This is a genomic window from Mesorhizobium sp. RSR380A (assembly GCF_054719385.1).
Window position 1 is genome coordinate 559054 of sequence record NZ_JBTTIB010000001.1, and the last position, 26718, is coordinate 585771.

19 protein-coding genes and 1 pseudogene are annotated in these 26718 nt (G+C 63.2%); 6 read left to right on the plus strand and 14 right to left on the minus strand.

The window, feature by feature from the left end:
- Positions 1-363: 363 nt before the first annotated feature.
- The 5 genes from ACYG9Z_RS02805 to ACYG9Z_RS02825 form a co-directional block, all read right to left on the minus strand.
- Positions 364-1743, minus strand: coding sequence for an aspartate aminotransferase family protein (locus ACYG9Z_RS02805; RefSeq protein WP_023751603.1), 1380 nt, complete (start codon positions 1741-1743; stop codon positions 364-366).
- A gap of 52 nt (positions 1744-1795) precedes the next feature.
- Entirely contained in the window at positions 1796-1918 is a 123-nt protein-coding gene (locus ACYG9Z_RS02810) for a hypothetical protein (RefSeq protein WP_023670422.1), read from the minus strand.
- 32 nt (positions 1919-1950) lie between these two features.
- On the minus strand, positions 1951-4020 hold the full coding sequence (locus ACYG9Z_RS02815; RefSeq protein ID WP_023751604.1) for a prolyl oligopeptidase family serine peptidase: 2070 nt from the start codon (positions 4018-4020) through the stop codon (positions 1951-1953).
- A gap of 97 nt (positions 4021-4117) precedes the next feature.
- On the minus strand, positions 4118-5275 hold the full coding sequence (locus ACYG9Z_RS02820) for an MFS transporter (RefSeq protein ID WP_023730703.1): 1158 nt from the start codon (positions 5273-5275) through the stop codon (positions 4118-4120).
- A 109-nt stretch (positions 5276-5384) separates the two neighbouring features.
- Complete coding sequence (locus ACYG9Z_RS02825; RefSeq protein ID WP_023688132.1) at positions 5385-6578, minus strand: MFS transporter; 1194 nt, start codon at positions 6576-6578, stop codon at positions 5385-5387.
- A gap of 271 nt (positions 6579-6849) precedes the next feature.
- Here ACYG9Z_RS02825 and ACYG9Z_RS02830 point away from each other — a divergent pair, with 271 nt between their 5' ends.
- The 4 genes from ACYG9Z_RS02830 (at position 6850) to ACYG9Z_RS02845 (ending at position 14048) form a co-directional block, all read left to right on the plus strand.
- Positions 6850-8427, plus strand: a complete 1578-nt coding sequence (locus tag ACYG9Z_RS02830; RefSeq protein WP_023710765.1) for a trimethylamine methyltransferase family protein — start codon at positions 6850-6852, stop codon at positions 8425-8427.
- A 73-nt stretch (positions 8428-8500) separates the two neighbouring features.
- Entirely contained in the window at positions 8501-11071 is a 2571-nt protein-coding gene (locus tag ACYG9Z_RS02835) for a GcvT family protein (RefSeq protein WP_023751605.1), read from the plus strand.
- 84 nt (positions 11072-11155) lie between these two features.
- Positions 11156-12685: an ArnT family glycosyltransferase gene (locus tag ACYG9Z_RS02840; protein WP_023670415.1), complete on the plus strand. Its 1530-nt coding sequence runs from the start codon at positions 11156-11158 to the stop codon at positions 12683-12685.
- A gap of 55 nt (positions 12686-12740) precedes the next feature.
- Positions 12741-14048 carry a M24 family metallopeptidase gene (locus tag ACYG9Z_RS02845; RefSeq protein ID WP_023751606.1) on the plus strand — a complete coding sequence of 436 codons (1308 nt, stop codon included), beginning with the start codon at positions 12741-12743 and terminating at the stop codon, positions 14046-14048.
- Here the strand turns inward: ACYG9Z_RS02845 and ACYG9Z_RS02850 are convergent.
- The gene (locus ACYG9Z_RS02850) at positions 14013-14840 is read right to left on the minus strand and encodes a phosphate/phosphite/phosphonate ABC transporter substrate-binding protein (protein ID WP_023751607.1); all 828 of its coding nucleotides are present in this window, start codon (positions 14838-14840) and stop codon (positions 14013-14015) included. The genes ACYG9Z_RS02845 and ACYG9Z_RS02850 overlap by 36 nt on opposite strands.
- 91 nt (positions 14841-14931) lie before the next feature.
- A complete protein-coding gene (locus ACYG9Z_RS02855) occupies positions 14932-15942 on the minus strand; it encodes a fatty acid desaturase (RefSeq protein WP_031244028.1) in 1011 nt (336 codons plus the stop codon).
- A gap of 224 nt (positions 15943-16166) precedes the next feature.
- Here ACYG9Z_RS02855 and ACYG9Z_RS02860 point away from each other — a divergent pair, with 224 nt between their 5' ends.
- Entirely contained in the window at positions 16167-17024 is an 858-nt protein-coding gene (locus ACYG9Z_RS02860) for a helix-turn-helix domain-containing protein (RefSeq protein WP_023681768.1), read from the plus strand.
- A gap of 114 nt (positions 17025-17138) precedes the next feature.
- Positions 17139-18161, plus strand: a complete 1023-nt coding sequence (bmt, locus tag ACYG9Z_RS02865) for a betaine--homocysteine S-methyltransferase (protein WP_023735240.1) — start codon at positions 17139-17141, stop codon at positions 18159-18161.
- Positions 18162-18169: 8 nt separating this feature from the next.
- Here bmt and ACYG9Z_RS02870 read toward each other — a convergent pair whose 3' ends face one another.
- The 7 genes and pseudogenes from ACYG9Z_RS02870 to ACYG9Z_RS02900 form a co-directional block, all read right to left on the minus strand.
- Positions 18170-18436: a hypothetical protein gene (locus ACYG9Z_RS02870; RefSeq protein ID WP_031202677.1), complete on the minus strand. Its 267-nt coding sequence runs from the start codon at positions 18434-18436 to the stop codon at positions 18170-18172.
- 240 nt (positions 18437-18676) lie between these two features.
- Positions 18677-20857 carry a VWA domain-containing protein gene (locus tag ACYG9Z_RS02875; protein WP_023751609.1) on the minus strand — a complete coding sequence of 727 codons (2181 nt, stop codon included), beginning with the start codon at positions 20855-20857 and terminating at the stop codon, positions 18677-18679.
- 2 nt (positions 20858-20859) lie between these two features.
- Complete coding sequence (locus tag ACYG9Z_RS02880; protein ID WP_023751610.1) at positions 20860-21420, minus strand: RNA polymerase sigma factor; 561 nt, start codon at positions 21418-21420, stop codon at positions 20860-20862.
- Positions 21421-21499: 79 nt separating this feature from the next.
- The gene (locus ACYG9Z_RS02885; protein WP_023751611.1) at positions 21500-22678 is read right to left on the minus strand and encodes a BaiN/RdsA family NAD(P)/FAD-dependent oxidoreductase; all 1179 of its coding nucleotides are present in this window, start codon (positions 22676-22678) and stop codon (positions 21500-21502) included.
- 95 nt (positions 22679-22773) lie between these two features.
- Positions 22774-23504 (minus strand): annotated as a pseudogene (locus ACYG9Z_RS02890) (dienelactone hydrolase family protein).
- A gap of 114 nt (positions 23505-23618) precedes the next feature.
- Entirely contained in the window at positions 23619-24335 is a 717-nt protein-coding gene (locus ACYG9Z_RS02895; protein WP_050586827.1) for a 4Fe-4S dicluster domain-containing protein, read from the minus strand.
- A gap of 564 nt (positions 24336-24899) precedes the next feature.
- Positions 24900-26474: a trimethylamine methyltransferase family protein gene (locus tag ACYG9Z_RS02900; protein WP_460222873.1), complete on the minus strand. Its 1575-nt coding sequence runs from the start codon at positions 26472-26474 to the stop codon at positions 24900-24902.
- Positions 26475-26718: the final 244 nt, after the last annotated feature.

A 26718-nucleotide genomic window follows, 5' to 3' on the forward strand; every position in this document is an offset into this window, starting at 1 on the left:
TTGCTTAAGCTCTCGATAACCCGGCGGTAACGATGTGCCTATATAACGGATGGCGAGGCGGACATATCGCATCCGCCCGGCGCTCCGGATCAGGTCTCGCGTACCGGAGCCCGTAAGTTTCGCAAGTGTACTGTTGGCGAAATGCCATGCGTATCTGGCAAAGCCGCGTTCCGATGGAGCGCGGTTTTTGCGTTTTGCAGTCCTATACTGTTCGGTCTGAATTATATTCCGATTGCAGCGTTCGGAATTGCCTGATGGTCTTCATTGACCAGCACGATCGGTGCGCTGACCCCTTCGACCCTGACGATAAGCAGGCGCACAGTCCGGGCGCCCTGATTGCAAGGCGTCCGGCTGTCGTTCCATCTACTTCTTGCGCAAATCCGCTTGCGCCAGATCCAGCGCTTTGGCGATGCGATCGCAAGCCATGTCGATCGTCGCGCGGGTCCAGATCAGCGGCGGCGACAGGATCATCGTGTCGCCGGTGGCGCGCAGCATCAGGCCTTGCGCGATGGCGTGGTCGCGGACGGTGACGGCGGCACTGCCCGCCGGCAGGAAGCGCTCCTTGGTCGCCTTGTCCTTGACGATCTCGACCGCGCCCATCAGCCCGATCGATCGCACCTCGCCGACCAGTTCGTGGCCGGCAATGCGCTCCTGCAGCGCCTGGGCGAAGTAAGGTCCAGTGTCGTTCCTGACCCTGTCGACTAGGCCTTCTCGCTCCATGATCTCGAGATTCTTCAGCGCCACCGCGCAGGCCACCGGGTGACCCGAATAGGTATAGCCGTGGTAGAATTCGCCGCCCTTTTCGACCAGCGTCGCCGCGATACGGTCGCCGACCAGCAGCGCCGACAGCGGCTGATAGCCCGAGGTCAGTGCCTTGGCCGTGGTGATGGTGTCGGCCTCGACGCCGAAGGTCTGCGCCGCAAACCATTCGCCGGTGCGGCCATAGCCGGTGATGACCTCGTCCAGCATCAAAAGCGCATCGTATTTGCGGCAGATGCGCTGCACTTCCGGCCAATAGCTCATCGGCGGTATTTTCACCCCGCCCGCGCCCATCACCGGCTCGCCGATGAAGGCCGCCACCTTGTCGGCACCGGCTTCGAGGATGGCGTCCTCGACGGCCTTGGCCGCGCGCAGGCCGAAATCATGGTCGCTTTCGCCAGGCAGCGCCAACTCATAAGCATAGGGCATCATCACATGGACGATGTTGGGCACCGCCCCGCCGAGCTGCTTGTGCATCAAATCCATGCCGCCCAGCGACGTGCCGGCGACGGTCGAGCCGTGATAGGCCGACTTGCGCGAGATGATGCGGTTCTTCTCCGGCTTGCCTTCCAGCACCCAATAGTGGCGCACGAGCCGCAGCGCCGTGTCGTTGGCCTCCGAGCCGGAGGAGCCGTAAAACACCTGGGCGATGCCCTTGGGCGCCAGCTCGGCCAGCTTCTTCGACAGCAGCACGGGCGTCGGCGTCGAGCATTTGAAGAAGGAATTATAGTAGGGCAATTCCTTCATCTGCGCGTAAGCGGCGTCGGCCAGCTCGTCGCGGCCATAGCCGACATTGACGCACCACAGCCCGGCCATGCCGTCGAGTATTTCGGTGCCGTCGGCATCGTAGATGAACGGGCCGTTGGCGTGGGTGATGATGCGCGAGCCGGTCTCGCGCAATTCCTTGTGGTCGGTGAAGGGATGCAGATGATGCGCGGCGTCAATCTGCTGAAGCTGCTTCAGCGAATAATTCTGGTAAGTCATGGGTTTGCTCTTTCCTCTGGAATCAAACCGGCAAGCTGCCGGGGCGACTTCGTCAGAGGACGGCGGGCGGCGAATAGCCGATGCGAGCGCACAGCCTGAGCAGTTCGGCGCGCAGCGTGCGCGGCGACGGTGTCACCGCGACCCCGAAGGCGCCGGATGTGCTCATGTAGACCATGGCGGCAGTCTATGCCGCCCGAGGCCCGAAATTCAAGCGGTGCCGCTCAATACCCTTTGCAGGAACACGTATTTCATGGCGGTTTGCGCCGCTTGCGGCCGGCGGTCGCCGCGCCCGCCATGGCCGCCTTCCGTCTCCTCGAAGAACAACGTCTTGCCGTGACCTGCTTCCTGCAGCTTCGCCGCCATCTTGCGGGCATGGCCGGGATGGACGCGGTCGTCGGCGGTTGATGTCGTGAGCAGCACCGGGGGATAGACGGCATCGGCCGAGACATGATGGTACGGCGAATAGGCGGCGAGCCACTTGGCTTCTTCCGGTTTTGCCGGATCGCCATATTCGCCGATCCACGAGGCGCCTGGCGGCAGTTCGGTGTAGCGCAGCATGTCGAGCAGCGGCACCTCGATGATGACGGCGCCGAACAGTTCGGGATGCTGCGTCAGGGAAACGCCGGTAAGCAGGCCGCCATTCGAGCCGCCCTGGATGCTGAGGGAAGCAGCGGTGGCGATGCCGCGCCTGACGACGTCCTGCGCCACCGCGGCGAAATCGTCGAAGGCAGTCTGGCGATTGCCCTTCAGCGCCGCCTGGTGCCAGGCCGGCCCAAACTCACCGCCACCGCGGATGCAGGCCTGCACATAGGCATTGCCCTTCTCCAGCCACAGCCTGCCGCGCACACCGGCATAGCCGGGCAGCAGCGGTATTTCGAAGCCGCCATAACCATAGAGAAGCGTCGGTACCGGACCCTTCTGGTCGCGCCGCCTGACGACGAAATACGGGACCATTGTGCCGTCCTTCGAGCGCGCCTCGAACTGTTCGGAGACCAGCGGCGCGGCGTCGAACCGAGCCGGCTGCGATTTCACGGTGGCCAGCGTCGCCCCGTTATCATCCGACCAGATGATCGAACTCGGCGTCAGGAAATCGGTGAAGGAGAAGGAGACGCTGGAACCGAAATGCTCAGCATGCGCGATGCCGACATTGCCGTTCTCGGGCAGCGCCACCGGCTTCAGCGACCAGCGGTCGCCGCTGCGCTCGGCGACAACGACCTTGCCGCGCACATTGTCCATCAGATTGATGAACAGCCGGTCCTGAGTGCGGGCAATGCCGGCGACCGAAACACGGTGCGCTGGCGCGAGCATGGTTTCAACAGGGCCCAGGTCGCCGGTGTCCATCCAGTGTTCGAAATCGAAGGAATAGAGGCCGTCCGGCAAGCACTCAGTGCCGCCCGGCGCCGTCCATGGGCTGCGCACCCCGAACACGAACCGGCCCTTGAACAGCGCGGTGTCGGTGACATCGTCCGGCAGCGGGATGCGCCGGTTTTCGCCCGACGGCAGGCGCAGAAAACTGTGCGAGGAGAAGAAGGCGATCGTGCGGGCCAGAAACAAATACTGCCTGTCGCCATCATGCTCGACCCCCGCGCCGGCCGCGAGATCCTGCTTCTCGGCCTCGAAGATCGGCGTCGCCTCCTCCAACCGGGTGCCGCGCTTCCACAGCTTGACGACGCGCGGATAACCGGACTGGGTCTTGTCGTCTTCATGGAAGGCAGCCGAGACAATGACCGTGTCCTTGTCCAGCCAGGAAAAGCCGGATTTCGAGGCGGGAGCGCGGAAGCCGCCCTCGATGAATGATTTGGTCTCGATGTCGAATTCGCGCATCTCGCTGGCATCGCCGCCATCCGGCGACATCGCCACCAGGCAAAGGTTGAAATCGGGGTAAAGGCGGCTGGCGCCGCTGAACACCCACTTCACCCCCTCCTTGGCCGACAGCACGTCGAAGTCGATGATCGTCTCCCACACAGGCTTCTCGGTCTTGTAGGAAGCAACCGTCGTGCGGCGCCAGAGGCCGAGCACATTGGTCTTGTCCTGCCAGAAATTATAGACTTGGCCGTTGAGCGCGGCACCGACCGCAATGTTGTCCTCGGCCGTCATCAGGTCGAGCGCCGTCTCGAAGGCCGCCTGGTAGGACGGATCGCCCTGTAGTTCGGCCACGGTGATCTGGTTCTGGCGATGCACCCAGTCGAGCGATTCCTTGCTGGTCCGGTCCTCCAGCCAGAGGAACTTGTCCTCCGCGGTGGCATCCGTCTGGCGTTTTGTCGTCGATTGGGTCACGCATGGTCTCCAGGCTAGTGGCGGGCAGCCCTGCCTACATCGCGTTGCAAGCGGTTTTATTCAAGATGGTACGTCAGGTCATCGGGGGAATGCGGCCTCAAACCATCCGCCGGCGCAGGACCGTGGCCACAGCCAGTGCCAGACAAATCGCGCCCAGCGTGATCGGCAGACCGGAGGCGCCGATCACATCCATGACGCCACCCGCCAGCGGCGGCACCACGATGCCGCCGATGCCCCACATCAGGGAGAAGGCGGCATTGCCGGCGACCAGCGCCGAGCCGGTAAAGCGCTCGCCGAGCTCGATGATCGACATGGTGTAGATGCCATAGGAGACCGCGCCCCAGATAAAGACGCAAGGCCAGATCAGCGGCGTCTCGATGAGCAGCGGCAACAGGGCGCAGCCCAGCACCGTCACCACGACGCAGATGAATCGCACCAGACGCGCCGTCAGCCGTTCCGCCAGCAAGCCGAGCGGCACCTGCATGGCGATGTTGCCTGCGATCATCACCGACAGCAGCGCCGACATGCGCGCTTCCGCGATGCCATAGTGCGTGCCGTAGACCGGCAGCAGCGCCAGCACGCCCTGTTCGAAACCGGCGGCAACGACCACCGCCGACAGCAATAGCCATGCCAGTGGCATGAAGCCCATGACCGAAACCCTGCGCCCGGCTTCGTCGACCTTCGGCAGTTGCGGCAGCACCAGCGCCAGGCAGGCGCCGCAGAAGATGAAGGCGGCGATCCCCACCAGGAATGGCGGCCATCCCACGGTGCCGACAACGAGCAGGCAGAGCGGCCCGGCAGCGAAGCCGGCCGAGATGATGGTTGAATAGACACCCATGACGCGACCGCGGCGCGATGGCGGCGCCAGTGCAATGACCCAGATTTCGCTCAAGACATAGAGCGGGTTGGTCACCACCCCGATCAAGAAGCGCAGCGGAAACCACAGATAGACATTCTGGGTCCAGCCGATCAGCGCAAGCACAATAGCCGAAAGCGCCGCGCAGGTAAGCGCGGTGCGCCCTGCCCCGAACCGGCGCGCCAGTGCCGGGATCAGCGGCGACGAGACAATGAAGCCGATCGGCGTCATTGCCGCCGAGAGCCCGATGATGGCCGGCGAAACGCCTTGGCGTTGCAGGATGAAGCTCAGCAGCGGATAGGACAGGCCTTGCGCGATGGCGAACACCGAGACGGTCGCGATCACGCCGCTGATCGCCGCCCACTGCATCTTCTCGTTGTCAGCTTCCGCCAGGTTCATCATTGGCACCTAAACCAGGCTCAGGACTAGCTTTTCTGTCCGACGCGGGTAAGCCCCGCCCCGGTAAAACCGTTTGCTCCAGACAAGGCCTGTCATGAGTTTGGGCCTGTCAGGAGTTTTTGGGCCTGTCAGGAGTTTGGCGCTTGAACGATCGGTAAAGCGCGAAGCTCACCAGCAGCGCGTCGAGTCCGGCGATCACCACCGGCAGGCCGAGCGGACCGATGACCTGCATCAGCGCACCGGCGCCGGGCGGGCCGACAATGCCGCCGGCGCCCCACATCAAGGCAAAGGCGGCGTTACCGGCGACCAGCACGGTTCCCTTGAAGCGGCTGCCGAGCTCCACCAGCGCCATGGTGTAGACGCCATAGCCGACCGCTCCCATGACGAGAAGGACGAGCCAGATCGCCGGCGTCGTGATCAGCAACGGCAGCAAAACCGCGCAGGCCGTTGTCGCCAACGCACAGAAGATGATCATCGCCCGCCCGCCGAAACGCTCGGCAAGCAGGCCGAGCGGGATTTGCAGGAAGATGTTTCCCAGCGACAGTGCCATCACCAGGGCCGCCAGCGTCCTTTCGGGCAGGCCATAGGCAGCACCGAAGACCGGCATCAATGCGTAGGTGCCCTGCTGGACCGCCGCCGAAACCAGCACGGCAAACAACAGCGCCGGCGCCAGCCTGGCGAAACCGAAAAAGCCGCCGGGCAATTGGCCGTCATCCTCGAAGCCGGCGAGGCTTGAGGAAACAGCACGAAGGATCGCGGCGCACAGGATGAAGCCGGCCATGCCGACCAGGAAAGGAACCCAGCCCGATATCCCTACCGCGGTCAGGACCAAAGGCCCCGCAGCATAGCCAGCGCCCAGCACGGTGTTGAATGCCCCCATCACCCTGCCGCGGCGCGACGGCGGCGCCAGCGACAGCGCCCATACTTCGCCCAGTATATAGAGCGGGTTGATGACGATACCGATGATGAAGCGGATGACGAACCAGCCCACCCAGTCCTGCAGGTAGCCGATGCCGAGGAAGCACAGCGCCCCAATCAATGAGCAACCCACAGCCAGGTTGCGCGCGCCGACCAGCCGAATGGCTGCCGGCACGAACGAGGCCGAAAGGATCAGGCCAAGCGGCATCATCGCTGCCGACAAGCCGATCAGCGCCGGCGACATGCCTTGCTTCTGCATCAGCAGCGTAAACAGCGGCGAGCTCAGCCCTTGCGCCGCACCGAACATCGCGAGGGCGGCAGTTACGCCGGCAAGCGCCGCCCATTGCGTCCCCGCTTCGCCATCGCTCGAACCGGTCGCAGCCATGATGCCTTCCACATGAATTGCCGGCCCATCCAGCGGCAAACCACTGAGCTAGCGGTTCGATTTAGGGAAAGGAAGGGCCGCGCCTGAAATCCCCTTGCGCCAAGAGCCGCAGTGGGCGCGTCCTGTCCGCTAATCCCCGGCAAGGTTGTCAACTATCGGACTGCCGTTCGGGCATGTCGCTTCCCTCGTCCTAGTGGTCGCCGCCTCCGCAATGGTCGGACAGCCGCCGGTCCATTATGCCGCCCGCTACCAGCATCGTACGAGGACCATCATGACCGCCGCCCTGCATCCAGCCGAACCGCCTTTGGCAACCGACCGGGCCCGTCGCGGTGGCCGTGCGGGCAAGCGCGCCGGCGGCTCGGCCGCCTTCGAACAGCCGGCTTTTCGGCAACTGAGAAATCCGCTAACGCCGACCAAGCTGGTCTCTGACGACGAGCTGGAATCGATCCACCTCGCCTCGCTGCGCGTCTTGAGGGAAATAGGCGTCGACGTGCTGCATGACGAAGCGCGCCGCATGATGAAGGAAAACGGCGCCGATGTCCGCGAGGGCAGCGAGCGCGTGCGCTTCGACAGCGACATGATCCTCGATCTCATCTCCAACTGCCCGTCGGAATTCACGCTCCATGCCCGCAACCCGGCGCACAATGTGCGCTTCGGCGGCAACAATGTGATCCTGTCGATGATGGCGTCGGCACCGAACTGCTCCGACCTCGATCGCGGCCGCCGTCCGGGCAACCAGCAGGACTACCGCAACTTCCTGCGTCTGGCGCAGATGCACAACATCCTGAACTGCACCGGCGGTTATCCGGTCGAGCCGACCGACATCCATCCTTCCGTGCGCCACCTCGAATGCATCCGCGACCTCGCCACGCTGACCGACAAGGTGTTCCACATCTATTCGCTCGGCAAGGAGCGCAATGTCGACGGCATCGAGATCGCCAGGATCGCCCGCGGCATCAGCCATGAGCAGATGCTCGAAGAGCCGTCCGTCTTCACCATCATCAACACCAATTCGCCGCTGAAACTGGATGTGCCGATGATGGAAGGCATCATCCAGATGTCGAGCAAGGGTCAGGTCGTCGTCATCACGCCCTTCACCCTGTCCGGCGCGATGGCGCCGGTGACCATCGCCGGTGCGCTGGTGCAGCAAAATGCCGAGGCGCTGTCCGGCATCGCCTTTGCCCAGATGGTGAGAAAGGGCGCGCCGGTTGGCTATGGCGGCTTCACCTCGAATGTCGACATGAAGTCAGGCTCGCCGGCCTTCGGCACGCCTGAATATATGAAGGCGCAGCTTGTCGGCGGCCAGCTTGCCCGCCGTTACAAGATCCCCTACCGCACCTCCAATACCTGCGCCGCCAACACGGTCGACGCGCAGGCAGCCTATGAAAGCGTGTTCTCGCTGTGGGGCGCCATCCAGGGCGGCGGCAATCTGATGATGCACGGCGCCGGCTGGCTCGAAGGTGGCCTGCGCTGTTCCTACGAGAAGACCATCCTGGACATCGACCTGTTGCAGATGGTGGCCGAGTTCCTCACCCCGCTCGACCTGTCCGACGAAGCGCTCGGCTTCGACGCCATCCAGTCGGTCGGCCCCGGCGGCCATTTCTTCGGCACCCAGCACACGCAGGACCGCTACAAGACAGCCTTCTACTCGCCCATCCTCTCCGACTGGCGCAATTTCGAGACCTGGGCCGAAGCCGGATCGCCGACCGCGCTGGAAAAGGCCAACAAGGTCTGGAAGGAGCGGCTGGCATCCTACGAGGAACCTTATATGGACCCGGCGATCCGCGAAGAGCTCAACGACTTCGTCGAAAAGCGCACGGCCGAAGGCGGCGCGCCGACCGATTTTTGATCGGCAAGCAACTGGCGGCATCCTGCCAACCGACACACCTGATTCAATTTACGCAAAAACGGACCTATCTCTCATGAAATCTCATGTAAAAGCGGTTGTCATTGGCGGCGGCGTCGTTGGCTGCTCGGTGCTCTATCACCTGGCCAAGGCCGGCTGGACCGACATCATGCTGATCGAGCGTTCCGAGCTCACCTCCGGCTCGTCCTGGCACGCAGCCGGCGGCTTCCACACGCTGAACGGCGATCCCAACGTCGCCAAGCTGCAGGCCTATACGGTGCAGCTCTACAAGGAGATCGAGGAAATCTCCGGCCAGTCCTGCTCGCTGCATCTGACCGGCGGCGTGATGATGGCCGATACGCCCGAGCGCATGGATTTTCTGCGCCTGGCCCACGCCAAGGGCCGCTATCTCGGCATGGACACCGAACTGATCACGCCCTCCGAAGCCAAGGCGATGTTCCCGCTGATGGACGAGACCAATTTCGTCGGCGCCATGTGGGATCCGGTCGAAGGCCATCTCGATCCCTCCGGCACGACGATCGCCTACTCCAAAGCGGCCAAGAAGCTGGGCGCCGAGATCGTGCTGCGCAACCGCGTCGTCGAACTGACGCAGGAAGTTGACGGCACCTGGAACGTCGTCACCGAACAGGGCACCGTCCACGCCGAGCATGTCGTCAACTGCGGCGGCCTGTGGGCGCGCGAGATCGGCCGCATGGTCGGCGTCGAACTGCCGGTGCTGGCCATGGAGCACATGTACCTGCTCACCGAGCCGATGCCCGAGGTCGAAGAGTTCAACAAATCGACCGGCCGCGAGATGATCGGCGTGCTTGACTTCAAGGGCGAGATCTACACCCGACAAGAGCGCAACGGCATCCTGCTCGGCACCTATGAAAAGGCCTGCAAGCCATGGTCGCCGGTCAACACGCCGTGGGATTTCGGCCATGAACTGCTGCCGCCCGACCTCGACCGCATCGCGCCGTCGCTGGAGATCGGCTTCAAGCATTTCCCCGGCATCGAGAAAGCCGGCATCAAGCAGATCATCAACGGCCCCTTCACCTTCGCGCTCGACGGAAATCCGCTGGTCGGGCCGGTGCAGGGCCTGACCAATTTCTGGTGCGCCTGCGCCGTCATGGCCGGCTTCAGCCAGGGCGGCGGCGTCGGCCTCGCGCTGTCCAACTGGATGGTGCATGGCGATCCCGGCTTCGACGTCTGGGGCATGGATGTCGCCCGCTTCGGCGAGTGGGCCGGCCTGCGCTACACCAACGCAAAGGTGCGCGAAAACTATTCGCGCCGCTTCTCCATCCGCTTCCCCAATGAAGAGCTGCCGGCTGCGCGCCCTGCACAAACCACCCCGCTCTATGACACGATGCTCGCCAACAACGCCGTCATGGGCGATAGCTGGGGCCTGGAGACCCCGCTGTGGTTCGCGCCGAAGGGCAAGGAGCCGAAGGACGTCGTCTCCTTCCACCGCTCAAACGATTTCGGTCCTATCGGCGAGGAAGTGCGCGCCACGCGCGAACGCGTCGGCGTCACCGAAATCGCCAACTTCGCCAAATACGAAGTGTCGGGACCTGCGGCTGAGGATTTCCTCAACCGGCTGATGACCAACCGCATGCCGAAGATCGGCCGCATCGTGCTGACGCCGATGATCAACGAGTTCGGCAAGCTGATCGGCGACTTCACCATCGCCAAGGCAGGCGAAGACAGATTTATGATCTGGGGTTCGTCCGCCGCGCAGAAGTACCACATGCGCTGGTTCGAAAAGCACCTGCCGAAGGATGGTTCGGTGCGCATCCACCGCTTCGATCAGACGCTCGTCGGCCTGTCGATCGCCGGGCCGAAATCGCGCGACCTCTTGCAGAAGCTGGTCGATGTCGACATCTCGACCAAGGCGTTTCGCTTCATGGATTTCCGCGAAATGGCGGTCGGGGGCGCGCCCTGCATGGTCAACCGCATCACCTATACCGGTGATCTCGGCTATGAAATCTGGATGGCGCCGGCCTATGAGCGCCTGGTCTACAAGGCGATCAAGGACGCCGGCGAGGAGTTAGGCCTCGTCGATTTCGGCATGCGCGCTTTGCTCTCCATGCGCCTGGAGAAGAACTTCCCGACCTGGTACCGCGAGCTGCGGCCGATCTACGGCCCGTTCGAAGGCGGGATGGACCGCTTCATCAAGCTGGAGAAGAACGACTTCATCGGCCGCGAGGCCGCCGCCAAGGAACAGGCGGAAGGACCGAAACTGCGCCGTGTCTCCTTTATCGTCGATGCGGCCGACGCCGATGTCATGGGCGACGAGCCGATCTGGGCCAAGGTCGGCAAGGACTATGGCACGGTGGAAAAGCCGCATGGCTATGGCGCGCCGCGCTTCGACATGGCGGGCAAGGAAGTGCGTGGCTCGAAGGCTGCCGAAGGCGCTTCCGCCGTGCGCGGCATCGTCGACGGCGACTGGCGCGTGGTCGGCTGGGTCACCTCGGGCGGTTATGCGCACTATGTGCAGAAATCGATGGCGCAGGGCTATGTGCCGGCGGCACTCGCCGAGGACGAAAGTGCCGGACTGTTCGAGATCGAGATCCTCGGCCACCGGCGTCCGGCGCGTATCAATGTCGAGGCGCCCTTCGACCCCAGCGGCGAGAAGATGCGGACCTGAAAAGGCGACAGGGAGCGTGAGATCGTGTAAGGGGCCTTCGGCAGTTGGCCGCAGGCATTTTCCCTCGATGAGAAGACGATCCCCTTGCAGTATCTAGAGAAATGGACGGACTGGCTCGGCGAAGGCAAGGTCGGTCCCTTCAACGCCGCACTGGTCTGCGTCGCGGTCTATTGCGTCGTCCAGATCGTGGTGATGGCGCTGCTGTCCCATGTCGTAGGAACCGGTGTCGGCGTCGACGATTCCGAACAGCTGATGTACATGCACTACCTCTGGGCTGGCTATGGTGGCTCGCAGCCGCCGCTCTACACCTGGCTTGCCCGCCTCGTCGCCGCCGTGGTCGGAACGAACATCCTGGCGCTCAAGATCGTGAAGTACCTGCTGATCGGAGCGGCGCTGGCGTCGGTTTTCATCGCTGTCCGCCGCCTGGGCTATTCCAGCCGCGCTGGCGCCGCCGCATTGTTCGGCCTGCTGTTGTTTCCGCAGATGGTGTGGGAGATGCAGCACGCCCTCACCCACTCGATCGCCGCTTTCTGTTTTTCAGTGGTGCTGTTTCTTGCGCTCGTCGAACTGGTGCAGCGGCGTTCGCTGGCCACCTATGTGCTGTTTGGCGTGGCGATGGCCGCCGCCATCCTGTCGAAATACAACAACGCGATCTTTCTCGGCGCGCTGATGCTGTCCACCCTGTCGCTGCGCGAAACGCGCGGCGTCATCCTCAACCGCCGGTTTTCGATCAGCCTTGTCGTGGCGGTGCTGCTTTGCCTGCCGACGCTCTACTGGAACCTGACCTACACCGACCAGTTGCTGTCGCACAGCGGCGGCTTCGGAATGGGCAGAGGAGAAAGCGCCATACAAACCGCATTCTACGGAATGCGCGGACTGGGCAAGGCTATCCTGTATTTCGCCGTGTTGCCGGCCGGCATATTCGTCGCGGCTTTGCTCATCGCATGGAAAAAGCCGGCGCCCGCGCTGCAACCGGCGCCATGGACCGAGAAACTGGTGTGGCGCACCATCGCTTTTGCCCTGGCGATGACCATCGTGCTCGTCCTGGCGAGCGGGACGACGCAATTTCGCGATCGCTGGATGCTTCCCATCCTTGTGTTGCTGCCGGTCGCGCTGGCCTTGCGGATGGATGCCAGAGGCGACAAGGGAAGGAAGGTGCAGGACGTCGTCGTCTTTGTCGGCGCAACGCTTGCAATCCTCGTGCTGCCGGTGACCTGGTACACGCACCTCAATGGCGGCGACAGCCGCGGCAGCATCGTGCGTGTCGACTACCAGTCGCTCTATGGCCAGCTGACGGCAAACGGTCCGGTTCGCACGGCGATATCGAGCTGGCACTGGGTGGGAAATCTGCGTCTTGTCGATCCCGATCTGGTCGTGCTCGACGACGAGATGCCGGACTTCGGCCATTTGCTGATCGAGCCGGCGGTGCTCGTGATGGCCAATGACAAGGAACCTCCCGAGGGCATCCTGCGGGCCTTGAGCGAGGCCGGCTATGTCGCTGACGGCTCGCCGCAGCAGTTGGTCGTTCCGATGCTGTTCGACAGCGAGCCGCCCACCCGCACGCTGACGGTCACGCGGCTGAAGAAAGCGGCCGCGGGCGCAGCGCCACAGTAAGTCGGCAGGGAGGCGTCGGGTGGAGAAACAAGGGTTCGGTCGTCATCGCAAGATCATGCCGTTCGAGCCCGGCTCCGTCGAAGCCTTGCGCGAAACATCGCGCCAGAAGGCGGCGTCGCTGAACCAGCATGTGCTGGGCTATGGCGCGCTGGCTGAAGCCGAATGGCAAGCGGCAGGCATCGCCGCGCCCGATCTTGCCGCGATGCGCAAATACCGGCTCGAGCGCCTCCGCGCCGAACTGAGGCGCCGAAACTACGCCGGCGCGCTGCTCTACGACCCCGTCAACATCCGCTACGCCACCGATTCGACCAACATGCAGCTGTGGGTCGCGCACAATCCGACCCGCCACTGCTTCATCGCCACTGAGGGACCCGTGGTGCTGTTCGACTATTTCTCCTGCGAGCATCTGTCCGACCATTCCGGCGTCGTTGACGAGGTGCGGCCGGCAGTGTCGTGGATGTATCTCTATGGCGGCGAGCTGACCGAGCACAAAGTCCGCCGCTGGGCGGCCGGCATCGCCGATCTGGTCAAGGAGCATGGCGGCGGCAACAGCCGCATTGCGGTCGACCACATCAACCCGGAAGGCGTCGAGGAACTCGCCCGGCTCGGCATTTCGATCGGCAATGGCGAAGCGGTGATGGAAAATGCGCGGCTGATCAAATCGCCGGACGAGATCCTCGCCATGCGCCGCGCCATTGTCGCCTGCGAGGCGGCGATGGGCGAGATGGAAGCGGCGTTGAAGCCGGGCATTTCCGAAAACGAATTGTGGGCCGAACTCCACCGCGGCAACATTGCGCGCGGCGGCGAATGGATCGAGACCCGGCTGCTGGCCTCGGGGCCGCGCACCAATCCGTGGTTCCAGGAATGCTCATCGCGCGTGATCGAGGAAGGCGACCTCGTCGCCTTCGACACCGACCTGATCGGCCCCTACGGCTTCTGCGCCGATCTCTCGCGCACCTGGCTTTGCGGTGACGCCAGGCCGTCGAACGAGCAGCGCGACCTGTTCCGCATTGCCGCCGACCAGATCGCCCACAACACGCAATTGATGCAGCCCGGCATGTCCTTTCGCGACCTGGTCGAACGCTCCGTGGTGCCGCCGGGAGATTGCTTCCCGGCGCGCTACGGCGTGCTCTATCACGGCGTCGGCCTCGCCGACGAGTATCCAACCCTGCCACATGCCAGCGACTGGACGCCGGACACGCCCGATGGCGTGCTGGAGCCGGGAATGGTCCTGTGCGTGGAAAGCTATATCGGCCGTCTCGGCGACCATGAGGGCGTCAAGATCGAGGAACAGATCCTGATCACCGAGACCGGTAACGAGCAGCTTTCAACCTACCCGTTGGATGCGAGGCTGCTCGGCTGATCCGGCAAGCGCCTCGCGCAGAGCCTTGAGCGTCTTTTCCGGCGTCGTCCTGGCGGTGATGTAGGGCAGGCCTTTGCGCCTTGCCGTCCAGCCGACGACCTTCACGGCGTTTGCCGCAGGCTCGAAACGCTGCGCCAGCGCCCAGCTCTCACAGTCGATGGCAGCTATATCCGCCTTGCCCTCGGCGACCGCGACGATCGAGCCGCGATGGCCACCGCTCTCGCTGCGCGAGGGAAACATATCCATGCTCTCGCCGGCGGCCTGCAGGTCGCGCGTCAGCGCGATGATGCCCGACATCGAATCGAGGCTGTTGTAGGTAAAACACTTGCCACGCATCAGATCGAGCGGCAGCAAGGCTTTGCCATCCGCGGGCGAGCGAACCTCCGGTCCCTCGCCCGTCCGCATCACCAGCGCGCTCGAATAGAGTTCGCCTTCGCCGCCCTCGTAAGCGTCGTAGCTCGGCTGGCCGACCACCTGCACATGCTTGCTCAGGCCGAGTTCCATCGGCCCCCAGCAGGTCTGCGCGAACAGCAGCGCCGGATGCAGCCAAAGCTGGTGATGGTCGAGTTCGTCCGGCGGCAGTATCGCCGGATCGGGCGCGATCAGTCTGCCCTCGGCGTCGTGGATACCGCCCGGCACCGGCGGCAGGTCGCCATTGCGGCGCACGATTGTCTGCGGCCCATCGACGCCCTTGTGCCGAAAAGCATCGCGCAACGCTGCCCATTGCGCGTCGACCTCGCCGCGCACTTCGGGCCAGTCATACATCGGCAATGCCGCAACCAAATCACTCATGCCGACACTCAATCATCATGGCTCGGGAAAGGATCGCAAAAACGCGGCGTCCAATCAGAATTGGCCGACACGGGTTCGGGAAGTCCGGGGATTATTCCTTCGGCGGCTCGGCCGGAACCGGCGCGCTGCCAAGCCCGCTGATGCTGCGCGCCCTGATGCGCGGCTTGAACGCCCTGCCCGGCTCGGCCTGGCGGCGCAGCACCGGGTGCACGATCGGCTCCTTGGCCTTGAAGGCGTAGGCTTTGATCAGTGCGAAATAGTTCGGATAGGCGTAGCCATTGTTCATCCGCAGCCACTCGTCGCGGCGGTCGGCAAACAGTTTTGGCAGCCTGTACCAGGCAACGGTCGGGGTCTTGTGGTGAACGAAGTGCAGATTGTTGTTGAGGAACAGGAACGACAGCGGCGAGCGCTCGATGATCACCGTGCGTCCTTCAGGGTGCTCGGACCACTGATGTTCGGCGAAAGTCCGGACCGCGATCAGCGACTGGCCGAGCCAGACCGGCACCAGAATGTAGAGCCATACGGGAATGCCGAAGCCGAACTGCACGATCGGCACCACGATGGCGAGGCCGATCGCATGCAGCAGCCATGCCTTGCCGATCACCTTGTCGCCGGCAATCACATGCCTGGCGTCGTCGACGAAGAAACCGATGCAGGACAGCCAGGGGCCGAGGAAGAAACGGCCGGCCATGGTGTTGTTGATCTTGAGCAGGAATTTCATCGTCGGCGGTAGATCGTCATGCATCCACAACGCCTGGTAATAGCTCTCGGGATCGTCGAGCGGATCGGTCAGGCGCTCGTCGGCGTGGTGGCGCAAGTGAAGCGTCTTGAAGCGACGGAACGGCCAGACCAGGCCGATCGGCAGGAAGACGAAGGCTTCGTTGATGAGCGCGCTGCGCGTCGGATGGCCATGCAGCACTTCATGCATGATCGACGACTGCAAGGCCAGGATGAAGCCGAGGAGAAGAAGTGCCAGGACCGGATAAGAGGGCCAGAGCAGGAGCCCGGCAGCGAGCCACATTCCGTAACAGAAGAAAGCGAGGACCACGGTCGGCCACTCGATGGCCGCTGCGTCGCGTCGCTTGATGCACTTGCCTGTCATGCTATCGAACACTGCCCCTCAGTCGCCGGAATTGGTTCCTGACAGCATAGTGTCAGGAGAAGCGATTCCGCTCAACGAGACAAAGTGTACAAAATGTTGCGATTGCGCATTTTTGACCGCAGATGTTATACATTGTAAACAACCCTACGGATTCATTTACGCTGGAAGTGCTGAATCGACGGCTCGGGCGCAAATTTTTCCTAAGAGAGCGCGGAGAACGAACAGTGGACAAACGGGACCTTTCGGCAATCTTCCGGGAGCGCCTGAAGCTGCTCCTGACACGGTCCGATCTCAACCAGTCAGCTTTCGCGTCAGCAGTCGGCATCGACCGGTCGGCGCTGTCGCAACTGATGTCCGGCGCCTCGACGCGCCTGCCACGCGCCGAAACGCTGCTCAACATCGCCGCCGAATTCAAGATCTCGCTGGACTGGCTGCTCGGCCTCTCCCAGGACGAAGGCGTCACCGGCGAAATCCGCGAAAGCCTGGAGATCGAAGAGGCGCCCGACGGCTTCGACCGCACGCTGCTCGCCAAATGGTTCGCGGAAGCCGCAGGCACCAAGATCCGCTATGTGCCGGCCGGCATTCCCGATCTCCTGCGCACACGCCAGCTGGTCGACTACGAAGCCAACATCACCAACCGCAGCCGTCTGGCGCAGGCCAGCGAGACGCAGTACCGCATCGAGTACAACCGGCGCCCTGAGACCGATATGGAGGTCTGCATGCCGCGCCACACGCTGGAGATTTTCGCCCGCGGCCTGGGCGTCTGGGACCGCTTTCCCGAGGCTGACCGCCGGCAGCAGCTTGCCCATATGGCGACGCTGCTTGACGATCTCTACCCCACCTTCCGCCTGTTCCTCTATGACGGCCGCATGCGCTATTCGATCCCGCTGACAATCTTCGGTCCCTACCGCGCCGCCATCTATGTCGGCGACATGTATGTCGTGCTGAACGCCACCCAGCCGGTCCAAGCGCTGACCCAGCATTTCGACAATCTGATCCGGGCCGCCGACATCAACCCGCATGAGGCCGCCGCCTACGCGCGCAATCTGGCCGGCGCGTCATTTCCATCGGGTTCTGCCTGATCCCCAACGCCCCGGAAAGGTGCGCCGCGCGGCATTGCAGGTTGCAAACACATTGACTGGACATAAAGACTTCTTTATATCCTTATTCCATTCAAATATCTGAAAGTCGATCCGATGACCGCGAACAATCCCATCGATGCTCTGCTGGCCGAAAAGGGCGTGCTGCTCGCCGATGGCGCCACCGGCACCAATCTGTTCGCCATGGGTCTGGAGGCCGGCGAAGCGCCGGAGTTGCTGAACGAGACAGCGCCCGACACCATCACCAGCCTGCACCAGAATTTCGTCGACGCCGGCGCCGATATCATTCTCACCAACTCGTTCGGCGGCACGCGCCACCGGCTGAAGCTGCACCATGCGCAGGACCGCGTGCATGCGCTGAACAAGCGCGCCGCCGAGATTGCCCGCGCGGTCGCCGACAAGGCCGGCAGGAAAGTCATCGTCGCCGGCTCGGTCGGCCCGACCGGCGAGTTGCTGGTGCCGCTCGGCGCCATGACCTATGACGAAGCAGTCGAGGCTTTTGCCGAGCAGATCGAGGGTCTCAAGGAAGGCGGCGCCGAAGTCGCCTGGATCGAGACCATGTCTGCGCCGGACGAAATCCGCGCCGCGGCGGAGGCCGCCATCCGCGTCGGCCTGCCCTACACCTATACCGGTTCATTCGACACTGCCGGCCGCACCATGATGGGCCTGCTGCCCAGGGATATCCACGGCGTCGTCGACGGACTTTCAGAGACACCGCTCGGTGTCGGCGCCAATTGCGGCGTCGGCGCCTCCGACATCCTGGCCTCGCTGCTCGACATGACCGAGGCGAGGCCGGAAGCGACGGTGATCGTCAAGGGCAATTGCGGCATTCCCGAATTTCGTGGCACCGAAATCCATTATTCCGGCACGCCGGAGCTGATGGCCGACTATGTCCGGCTGGCTGTCGATGGCGGCGCGAAGATCATCGGCGGCTGCTGCGGCACCTCGTTCCAGCACCTTGCCGCCATGCGCAAGGCGCTTGACGCGCACACCAAATCCGAACGCCCGACCGTCGCGGCGATCGTCGAGCGCATCGGTCCGATGCGCAATAAGGTGGCGACGGAAAACACCGCCGAGACCAGCGAAGCCCGCCGCGAACGCCGCCGCAGCCGCGCCTGATATCGAACTTATTCGCTGTTTTCAGCGTAACGCGATAGCGCCGTCTTGAAATCCAGGGCGGTGCCGTTGGCGTTGCCACTCATCGTCACCAGGTCACCCGACGACTGCGGATTGCCGATCTGCTCCAGCATGACGCGAAAGCGGTCATTGGTCAGCGCCGACTTTGCGGTATTCCGGGCTGCGTCAACGTCATCCATGATGCGCCTGGATTCTGGCGACAGCGTTCCCGACGCCTGCGTGTGTCTCACCGCCGGCGTCGTGTTTCCAATGTTCATGATCTGCAATTCCCGGCTCCCCAAGCCCAGTCCCGACCCCATGCAATAATAGCAGGGCATTGCGATGACGTTCCGGAAAAGCCGCGCAATTTAACGATCAGGCGGATCGTCGGTGCGCTTCGGATCAATCGATCCGAAAAAAGGCCGGCAGGGTTTTCCCCGCCGGCCTGCCTCACCCGCCCGTAGCCGGTTCCCCGTATCAGAACGACCCCCGTCTGAAAGGAACCGACTGTATTGCCACTACCGGTTACCGCCGAGCGCCGAGGCAAGGCGCACAAGCGAAAGGAACTCGGACCTGTACCCAAACGGGTCGGCTCCTCGGGCGGCGGTGGCAATCTCCATGATCTTGTCGTAGCCGAACTTCGCGGTCGCATCCTCGTCGCGCAGCTTCTGGCCGAAGGCGGCGACAGCGACGGAGAAGCGCTGGTCGGTGCTGGCCTGGTCGAAGGACTCGACCTCGTTGGCCGACGTCACCGGCCTGGTGATCAGCTTCGAGACGTCCTCGTTCGGCAGCTTGTAGCGGATCTTCACGAAGGCATATTCGTCGGCATTGGCGACGCCGCCATTGTTGACCGTTGCCTGGCCGTAGCGCAGCGGATCCATCTGTTCGCCGCCACTGCCCTTCGGCGTGATCTCGTAGATGGCGGTGACCGAATGGCCGGAGCCGATATCGCCGGCATCGACGCGGTCATTGTTGAAATCCTCGCGGTTGAGCGCGCGGGTCTCATAACCGATCAATCGGTATTCCGAGACAGCGTTCGGATTGAACTCGACCTGGATCTTGACGTCCTTGGCGATGGTGAACAGCGTCGAGGAGGCATCCTCGACCAGAACCTTCTCGGCCTCGGCCAGCGTGTCGATGTAGGCGGCGGTGCCGTTGCCGTTCTGGGCGATGGTCTGCATCATCTGGTCGTTCAGATTGCCGCGTCCGAAGCCGAACACCGACAGGAAGACGCCCGTCTTGCGCTCCTGCTCGATCAGCCGCTTCAGGTCCTCGTCATCAGTCTGTCCGACATTGAAGTCGCCGTCTGTGGCCAGCATCACACGGTTGATGCCGTCCTTGACGAAGGATTGCTGGGCAAGCTTGTAGGCTTCCTTGATGCCCGCCTCGCCGGCAGTCGAACCGCCAGGCGACAGATTGTCGATGGCATTGAGGATCTTGTCCTTCTCGGTCACCTTGGTCGGCATCAGCACGGTGCCGGCATCACCGGCATAGGTGACGATCGAGATGGTGTCGTCCGCCCTGAGCTTGCTGACCAGCAGCCGGAAAGCCGACTTCAGCAGCGGCAGCTTGTCCGGCTCGTCCATCGAACCCGAGACGTCGATCAGGAACACCAGATTGGCCTTGGGCTGCTCGACCGGCTTGATGTCGAAACCCTTGATGGCGACGTGCATCAGCTTGGTATGCCCGTTCCACGGCGTCGGCATGACGCTGACGGTCGAGTTGAACGGCGTCGACGCGGAGTCCGGGCCCTTCCAGTCATAGGGGAAGTAGTTGACCATCTCCTCGACGCGCACCGTGTCGGCCTGCGGCAGGTAGCCCTGCTTCAGCGAGCTGCGCACGAAGGAATAGGAAGCGGTGTCGACGTCGATCGAGAAGGTCGAGACCGGATCCTGAAGTGCCGCATGCACCGGATTGGTCTTGAAATCCTCGACGCGATCGCGGTTTTCCTCCTGCGGCGCAATCTGGTCGGCCGGCAGCGTAGAGGGCTGCTGCGGTGCCATCAGCTTGGATTCGGCGGCCCCTTGGGCACGGCTGGTCCGCGCGCCATCTGCCGCTGGCGCAGCTGGTGAAAATCCCATGATAACTCTGCCACCCGATGGTGCGGCCTCGGTGCTTGGCGCAGGCTCGGGCGCCTGCTGGGAAGTCTGCAAAGTGCCGTACTCGTTCACCGTCGCCGGAGCTTCGGTCTTCGGCAACGCTTTGCCACCAAGACCAGCGATCGGACTCGACCCAGACTTCGAGGGCGCGGTCGGCGTAGCAAGCGCATCGGTGGCGTCGCGGCTTCGCACTTCGGCGTCGGCGTCGGCCTTCTTTTGGTCGCCTTCGGGCGCCTGCTTGTCTTTTGCCGGCGCGTTGGTTGCTGGTTTGTCGGCCAGCGTTTCGGTGATTTTCTCGTCGTTGCCGAACGGCGACGGCTGTTCCCTCAGCATTTGGAAGGTGGCGTATCCGGCGATCGGCAGGGCGACGAGCCCGGCAATGGCTGGCGTGGCGATGAGTTTCTTTTGCATGATCTCGCTCCAGAGCTTTTGTGCTCGCTCTGTGAGACGAAGCCCGCCAACCGATCCTTGGGTGACGGCAGAAATATTTTCCTGATCATAGGCGCGCATGGCAGCTTCGAAGGCGCGTGCCTTCGCGCTCTCGCCCGGCGCTGGTATTGCTGCGTCACGCAGCCTGTTGAGTTCGTTGTCGTCGACCATGGTCACACTTCCCCGGCTGCGCGCATAAGCGTCTTCAGCCGTTTCTTCGCTTCATGGATGTGCCAGGAAACCGTCGTCTCCGAGATTGCCATCGCCTCGGCGGCGGCCGCATGGCTCAAACCTTCGCCATAGACCAGAAGCACCGCATCACGCTGCTTGTCCGGCAATTGCCGCACCGCTGCCCAGAGCGCCTCAGTCGGATCTTCGGGCGGGGCGGAGGCCTCTCCCGATATCATGCTGTAGGCGCCGTAGGCCTCGGTCTTGACGTTTTCGCGCGTGGTCTTGCGCATCATGTCGCGCGCCGCGTTCATCGTCACGGAATAAAGCCATGTCGTAAACGCGCCGCCGCCGCGATAGTCGCGGATTGCCTTGCCGAGACGCACGCATACTTCCTGGGCGATGTCTTCGGCATCGGCCTTCCTGCCGCACCAGCGATAGGCGGCGCGATAGACGAAGTCGTAGTGCCGCTCCAGCAATTTGCCGAAGGCACCCCTGTCTCCGCCCTTCGCCCGCCCGATCAATTCGGCGTCGGAGGCTTCGCTTTCATCCAGCATCATCGCCATCATTTGCCTGTAGGACGAAGGCTAATGGCTAATCCTTGGGGTTATGGAAAGATTTTTTTCGGATTGGCGCTTTTCGCCTCTAGGCGGCTTGTCCAGCGACCCAACCGGACGACCACGCCCATTGGAAATTGTAGCCGCCGAGCCAACCGGTGACATCGACGACTTCGCCGATGAAAAACAGCCCGGGCACGGATTTCGCCTGCATTGTCTTCTGATCGAGCTCGTTCGTATCGACGCCGCCAAGCGTCACTTCGGCGGTGCGATAGCCTTCGGAGCCAGCCGGCTTGATGCGCCAGTCGTTGGCGGCGGCTTCGACGGTTTTCATCTGCAGGTCTGTCAAATCAGCGAGATTGCCATCGATCCCGGTGCGCTCGGCGACCGCTTGCGCAAGGCGCTTCGGCAGATGGTTTGCCAGCACCGTCTGCACCGCCTGCCTGCCATTGACGCGCCGGGCGACGCGCAGCAGTTCCGCCACATCCATCCCCGGCAGCATGGCGATGCGGATCTCGTCGCCCTCGCGCCAGTAGGACGATATCTGCAGGATGGACGGCCCGCTTAAGCCGCGATGCGTGAACAGCATCGCCTCTGAAAACCGTGTCTTGCCGCAAGCGACTTCAGCATCGACGGCATTGCCGGCCAGGGGCGCCAGCCGCTCGAGCGTTCTTGCGTCGAAGGTCAGCGGCACCAGCGCCGGCCGCGTCTCCACCACGGCCAGGCCGAATTGTGTCGCAAGCTCGTAGCCGAAACCGGATGCACCCATCTTGGGGATCGACTTGCCGCCGCAGGCCACGACCAGCGAATTGCAGGCGACAGTGCCGGTAGTGAGGCTCAGGGTAAACCCTTCCGCGGTCTTGCTGACGCCCCTCACCTCGGTCGACAGCGCCAAGTCCACGCCCCGGTCCTGCATTTCGGCGACCAGCATGTCGATGACCTGGCGCGCCGAGCCATCGCAAAACAGCTGGCCCAGCGTCTTCTCGTGATAGGCGATGCCATGGCGTTCCACGAGCGCGATAAAATCGCGCTGCGTGTAGCGGCTGAGCGCCGAGATGCAGAAATGCGGATTGCCGGAGAGAAAATTCTTCGGGCTAGTGTGGATGTTGGTGAAATTGCAGCGGCCACCGCCGGAGATGCGGATCTTTTCGCCAGGCTTTGCCGCGTGATCGAGCACCAGAACCGAGCGGCCGCGCTTGCCTGCCTCGATGGCGCACATCATGCCGGCCGCACCGGCGCCGATCACCACCACGTCATAGGATTGCATCAGGCCATTCGTTCCCGCTCGACCGCGCTATCCCGGCAGGCCGCGCCAATGGATCTGCCTCTACCGCGTCAGGCAACCAACGGGCAAGACCACCGTCAGCCCAGCGTCTCGGCAAACAGCGTCGTCAATCGCTTCCAGTGGCGCTCCACGCCGGTGGCGTTGAAGACACTGTGATCCGACACGCACCAGCCATGCGCCATGCCGGCATAGTTCTCGATGGCGTGGTCGACTTCCGCCACGCGCAGCGCCTCGGCCAGTCGCGCCGACTGCTCCGGCGGAAAACTGCGGTCGACGCCGGCGGCGCCGACATAGACGCGCGCCTTGATCGAGGCCGCCTTGCGGTGCGGGCTATCGGAGGCGTCGCTCGCCAGATTGCCACCATGGAAGCTGGCGGCGGCAGCGATCCGATCGGGATAGACCGCCGCCGCATTCAGCGCCCGGCCGCCGCCCATGCAATAGCCGACGACGCCAACCGGTCCACTGATGCCCTCCGAAGCCAGCGCACCAGGAAGGCGCTGCTGTCGCGGATGGTCATCTCCTGCGTCGTGCCGGTGACCAGCGCCATCAGCGCCACTTTTGTCTCTTCGACGGCAAAGGCCGTCTTCGCATCGAACGGACCATACGGCGCGTTGCGATAGAACAGGTCCGGCACCAGCACGGCATAACCGTGCCCCGCCAGTCGCTCAGCCATCACGTCGAGCACCGGGCGCGGCCCGAAGGCGTCCATATAGAGGATCACCCCGGCCTTCGCCGAGCTGGCTGGGCGAAACAGCCCTGCTTTGGCCAAGCCGTCCGCGGTCTTGATCTCGATGTCCTGCTTGGCCATGGCCCACTCCGTTTGAGTGTCGCGCGATACATATCCGTGACGGACGGCTGGGCAAGTCAATCCAGGACCCGCCGCGTTCACAAATGCGTATCGCCCCCATCGGAGGTAACTGCCTTAGCGCGCGAATGCCGCCATGTGAAAGGCCTGTACGTCAGGGGGATAGCGATAGGCCGTGCCATAGGGACAGGCGTTGCGGTCGAGGCAGCCGCCGGTCCGGCAAGGCGAACCATTCGCTCCGCGCACATGCGCGAGGCACGACTGATAGGCAAATCCTTCAGTCGAATAGGCGTCGACCGGACAGGATTTCATGCAGGGTTTTTCGACACATGTGTCGCAAAGGTGAATCGATGCCTCAGACGCCTCAATCGAGATCTCGTCCTCGAACAGCAGCGCGCCGCGATAGGCATGCCAGAGCCCGTACTTCGGATGCATGAGAATACCGAGCGGCGACGGCTTCAGCCCTTCCGCCCGCATTGCCCATTGCTGGAACGGCAGATAAGGCTTGTCGGAGGGCGAAACCGCGCGCGCGCCAAATGCCAGCGCCACATCGCCGATGACCTGCCGCGACCAGCTGTCGAGCGGATTGGCGATTGTCGACGGCTGCTGGTCCCGCCAGCGCAGGAAATGCGGCCAGGGTGCCGCACCCGCCTGCCCGACCAGCAGGACGGATTTCGCTAAAGCGCCCGACAAGCCGAGTGGCGGCGCATCGTCTGTTGCAAAATTGAAGCCGCCGCGAAGAACGAGACCTTGGACGGCTAAGGCTTCGTCGATGTCGCCAAAACCCAATCGGGAACTGTCTGATTGCAGTCCGAGGGACGTCACATTGAACATGGTCGCCCTATGAAACTCTGGAGCTCCGCGACTCTCGCGCGGGATCGTGAGGGTGAGAGCAACCCGAAATGGTATGGGTCCAGGCCCTTCCCCGATCATCACAATCGTCAGTGAGCATCTAAAGGGGTTCTCGTGACGCCTGCAGAAATCGATGCCGAAGCCATCTCTTGACAAATCGAACTCGACTTCAATCGAGGACGCCTGAAACCTCAAGTCCTTGGCTGTTGCTTGCACGTCGATCATCGAACGATGTCGCCTTATCAGCGAAGCGAAGGCTGGTAGTGCCGCACACGACGCTTCCGACAAATCGATCCGGATTTTGGATGTCGAATTTCCCCGCGCCAACGAATGAAGCAGCCCAATGCCCCAATACCCTTGAACGTCGTTGTTACGGCTGACAAACGAGCTCACCACATCGTTCGCAACACCCTTGAAAGCACGCCTTCGAGCCATGTCGGCCTCCGCACGGAATCATCCCTTCTTGTCCGGATCGGAGAAGGCGCTCCGCCAGACTTCCTTGTGGATGATGTTGGCGACTTTAGCCCCGCCTGACTCGGGCTCCTTTCAAGTGAAGGCGTCGGCCATCGACGCCTTCTTGGCGCCAATGTAGTCCTTCAGCCCGTCGTCGATGCCCGGATCGAGATACGGCGCCTCATAGGTTTCCAGCCAGCGGCGGGCGAGATCGTTGGCGCGCTGCGGCGCGGTCTTTTCGCCTTCTGCCAGCCACTGCTCGTAGGAATTGTTGTCGGCGATGCTGGAGCGATAGAAGGCGGTCTGGAAATTCGCCTGCGTGTGGTCGCAGCCGAGATAGTGGCTGCCTGGGCCGACCTGGCGGATGGCGTCCATTGCCTGGCCATTTTCCGACAGGTCGACACCCTCGGCGAACTTCTGCTGCATGCCGAGCTGGTCGATGTCCATCATGAATTTTTCGTAGCAGGAGGCGAGCCCGCCCTCGAGCCAGCCGGCCGAATGCAGCACGAAATTGGTGCCGGCCAGAATGGTCGAGTTCAGCGTGTTGGCGCTTTCATACGCGGCCTGGGCGTCCGGCACTTTCGAGGCGCAGAGCGAGCCGCCGGTGCGGAATGGCAGGCCGAGGCGGCGGGCAAGCTGTGCGGCGCCGTAGGAGACCAGCGACGGCTCCGGCGTGCCGAAGGTCGGCGCGCCCGACTGCATGGAGATCGACGAGGCGAAGGTGCCGAACAGCACCGGCGCACCGGGCCGGATCAACTGCGTGAACGACGCGCCGGCCAGCACTTCGGCCAGAACCTGCGTCAGCGTTCCGGCAACCGTCACCGGGCTCATCGCGCCGGCCAGGATGAACGGCGTGACGATGCAGGCCTGGTTGTGGCGCGAATAGACTTTCAGCGCCCCGAGCATGGTTTCGTCGAACACCATCGGCGAGTTGGCGTTGATCAGGCTGGTCAGCACCGTGTTGTTTTCGACGAAATCGTCACCGAATACGATCTTGGCCATGGCGACCGTGTCTTCGGCCCGCTCCGGCGCCGTCACCGAGCCCATGAACGGCTTGTCGGAATACTTTATGTGCGAATAGACCATGTCGAGATGGCGCTTGTTGACCGGCACGTCGACCGGCTCGCACACCGTGCCGCCCGAATGGTGGATCGACGGCGCCATATAGGCAAGCTTCACGAAATTCCGGAAATCCTCGATCGTGGCATAGCGGCGGTTGCCGTCGAGATCGCGCACGAAGGGCGGGCCGTAGACCGGTGCGAAGACGGTGGCATTGCCGCCGATCTGCACCGAACGCTCGGCGTTGCGTGCATGCTGGGTGTAGATGGGCGGCGCGGTCTTGAGCAGCGAGCGGCACAGGCCCTTGGGGAAGTGCACGCGCTCGCCCTTGACGTCGGCGCCGGCCTCTTTCCACAGCTGGAGCGCCTCGGCGTCGTCGCGAAAGATGATGCCGATCTCTTCCAGCACCGTATCGGTGTTGTTTTCGATGATCGCCAGGCCTTCCTCGTTGAGGACCTCATAGATGTTGATCTTGCGCTTGATGTAGGTGAGCTGGGTGCCCGGTCCGCCGCCCGAGCGCGCCGCCCGCCTTGCCGCCGCGCCGCCGCTGGCAGCGCGCCCACGTCGCGCGTTGGACGCTTCCTGGTCGACTGACGCGTTCTCACTCATGATCGTTTTCCCTAAAAACCGTTTGCGGCCGCATATCGCAGCTTCTCGCCCGGATCGTAGCCATGCACCCTATTCGAAACGGCCCGCCAGCGCCAACGCCTGTCGCAAAATCGACAAGAATTCCAATAGATTTGCGGTCGCTTTCCTTTTGCGGGAAGTCGCAAATCAGCTATGGATACCTGCCCCTGCCGGGTTAGGTATTGACGCGATTATTTTAAGCCGCCGTGATCGCACCCCGCGCGGC

Coding starts and splice junctions, on each gene's coding strand:
- ACYG9Z_RS02875 (WP_023751609.1), bottom strand. CDS start 20,857: ATGGTCGACGACAACGAACTCAACAGGCTGCGTGACGCAGCAATACCA.
- ACYG9Z_RS02820 (WP_023730703.1), bottom strand. CDS start 5,275: ATGAACCTGGCGGAAGCTGACAACGAGAAGATGCAGTGGGCGGCGATC.
- ACYG9Z_RS02835 (WP_023751605.1), top strand. CDS start 8,501: ATGAAATCTCATGTAAAAGCGGTTGTCATTGGCGGCGGCGTCGTTGGC.
- ACYG9Z_RS02885 (WP_023751611.1), bottom strand. CDS start 22,678: ATGCAATCCTATGACGTGGTGGTGATCGGCGCCGGTGCGGCCGGCATG.
- ACYG9Z_RS02870 (WP_031202677.1), bottom strand. CDS start 18,436: ATGAACATTGGAAACACGACGCCGGCGGTGAGACACACGCAGGCGTCG.
- ACYG9Z_RS02855 (WP_031244028.1), bottom strand. CDS start 15,942: ATGACAGGCAAGTGCATCAAGCGACGCGACGCAGCGGCCATCGAGTGG.
- ACYG9Z_RS02850 (WP_023751607.1), bottom strand. CDS start 14,840: ATGAGTGATTTGGTTGCGGCATTGCCGATGTATGACTGGCCCGAAGTG.
- ACYG9Z_RS02810 (WP_023670422.1), bottom strand. CDS start 1,918: ATGGTCTACATGAGCACATCCGGCGCCTTCGGGGTCGCGGTGACACCG.
- ACYG9Z_RS02880 (WP_023751610.1), bottom strand. CDS start 21,420: ATGGCGATGATGCTGGATGAAAGCGAAGCCTCCGACGCCGAATTGATC.
- ACYG9Z_RS02895 (WP_050586827.1), bottom strand. CDS start 24,335: ATGTTCAATGTGACGTCCCTCGGACTGCAATCAGACAGTTCCCGATTG.
- ACYG9Z_RS02830 (WP_023710765.1), top strand. CDS start 6,850: ATGACCGCCGCCCTGCATCCAGCCGAACCGCCTTTGGCAACCGACCGG.
- ACYG9Z_RS02900 (WP_460222873.1), bottom strand. CDS start 26,474: ATGAGTGAGAACGCGTCAGTCGACCAGGAAGCGTCCAACGCGCGACGT.
- ACYG9Z_RS02825 (WP_023688132.1), bottom strand. CDS start 6,578: ATGGCTGCGACCGGTTCGAGCGATGGCGAAGCGGGGACGCAATGGGCG.
- ACYG9Z_RS02845 (WP_023751606.1), top strand. CDS start 12,741: ATGCCGTTCGAGCCCGGCTCCGTCGAAGCCTTGCGCGAAACATCGCGC.
- ACYG9Z_RS02805 (WP_023751603.1), bottom strand. CDS start 1,743: ATGACTTACCAGAATTATTCGCTGAAGCAGCTTCAGCAGATTGACGCC.
- bmt (WP_023735240.1), top strand. CDS start 17,139: ATGACCGCGAACAATCCCATCGATGCTCTGCTGGCCGAAAAGGGCGTG.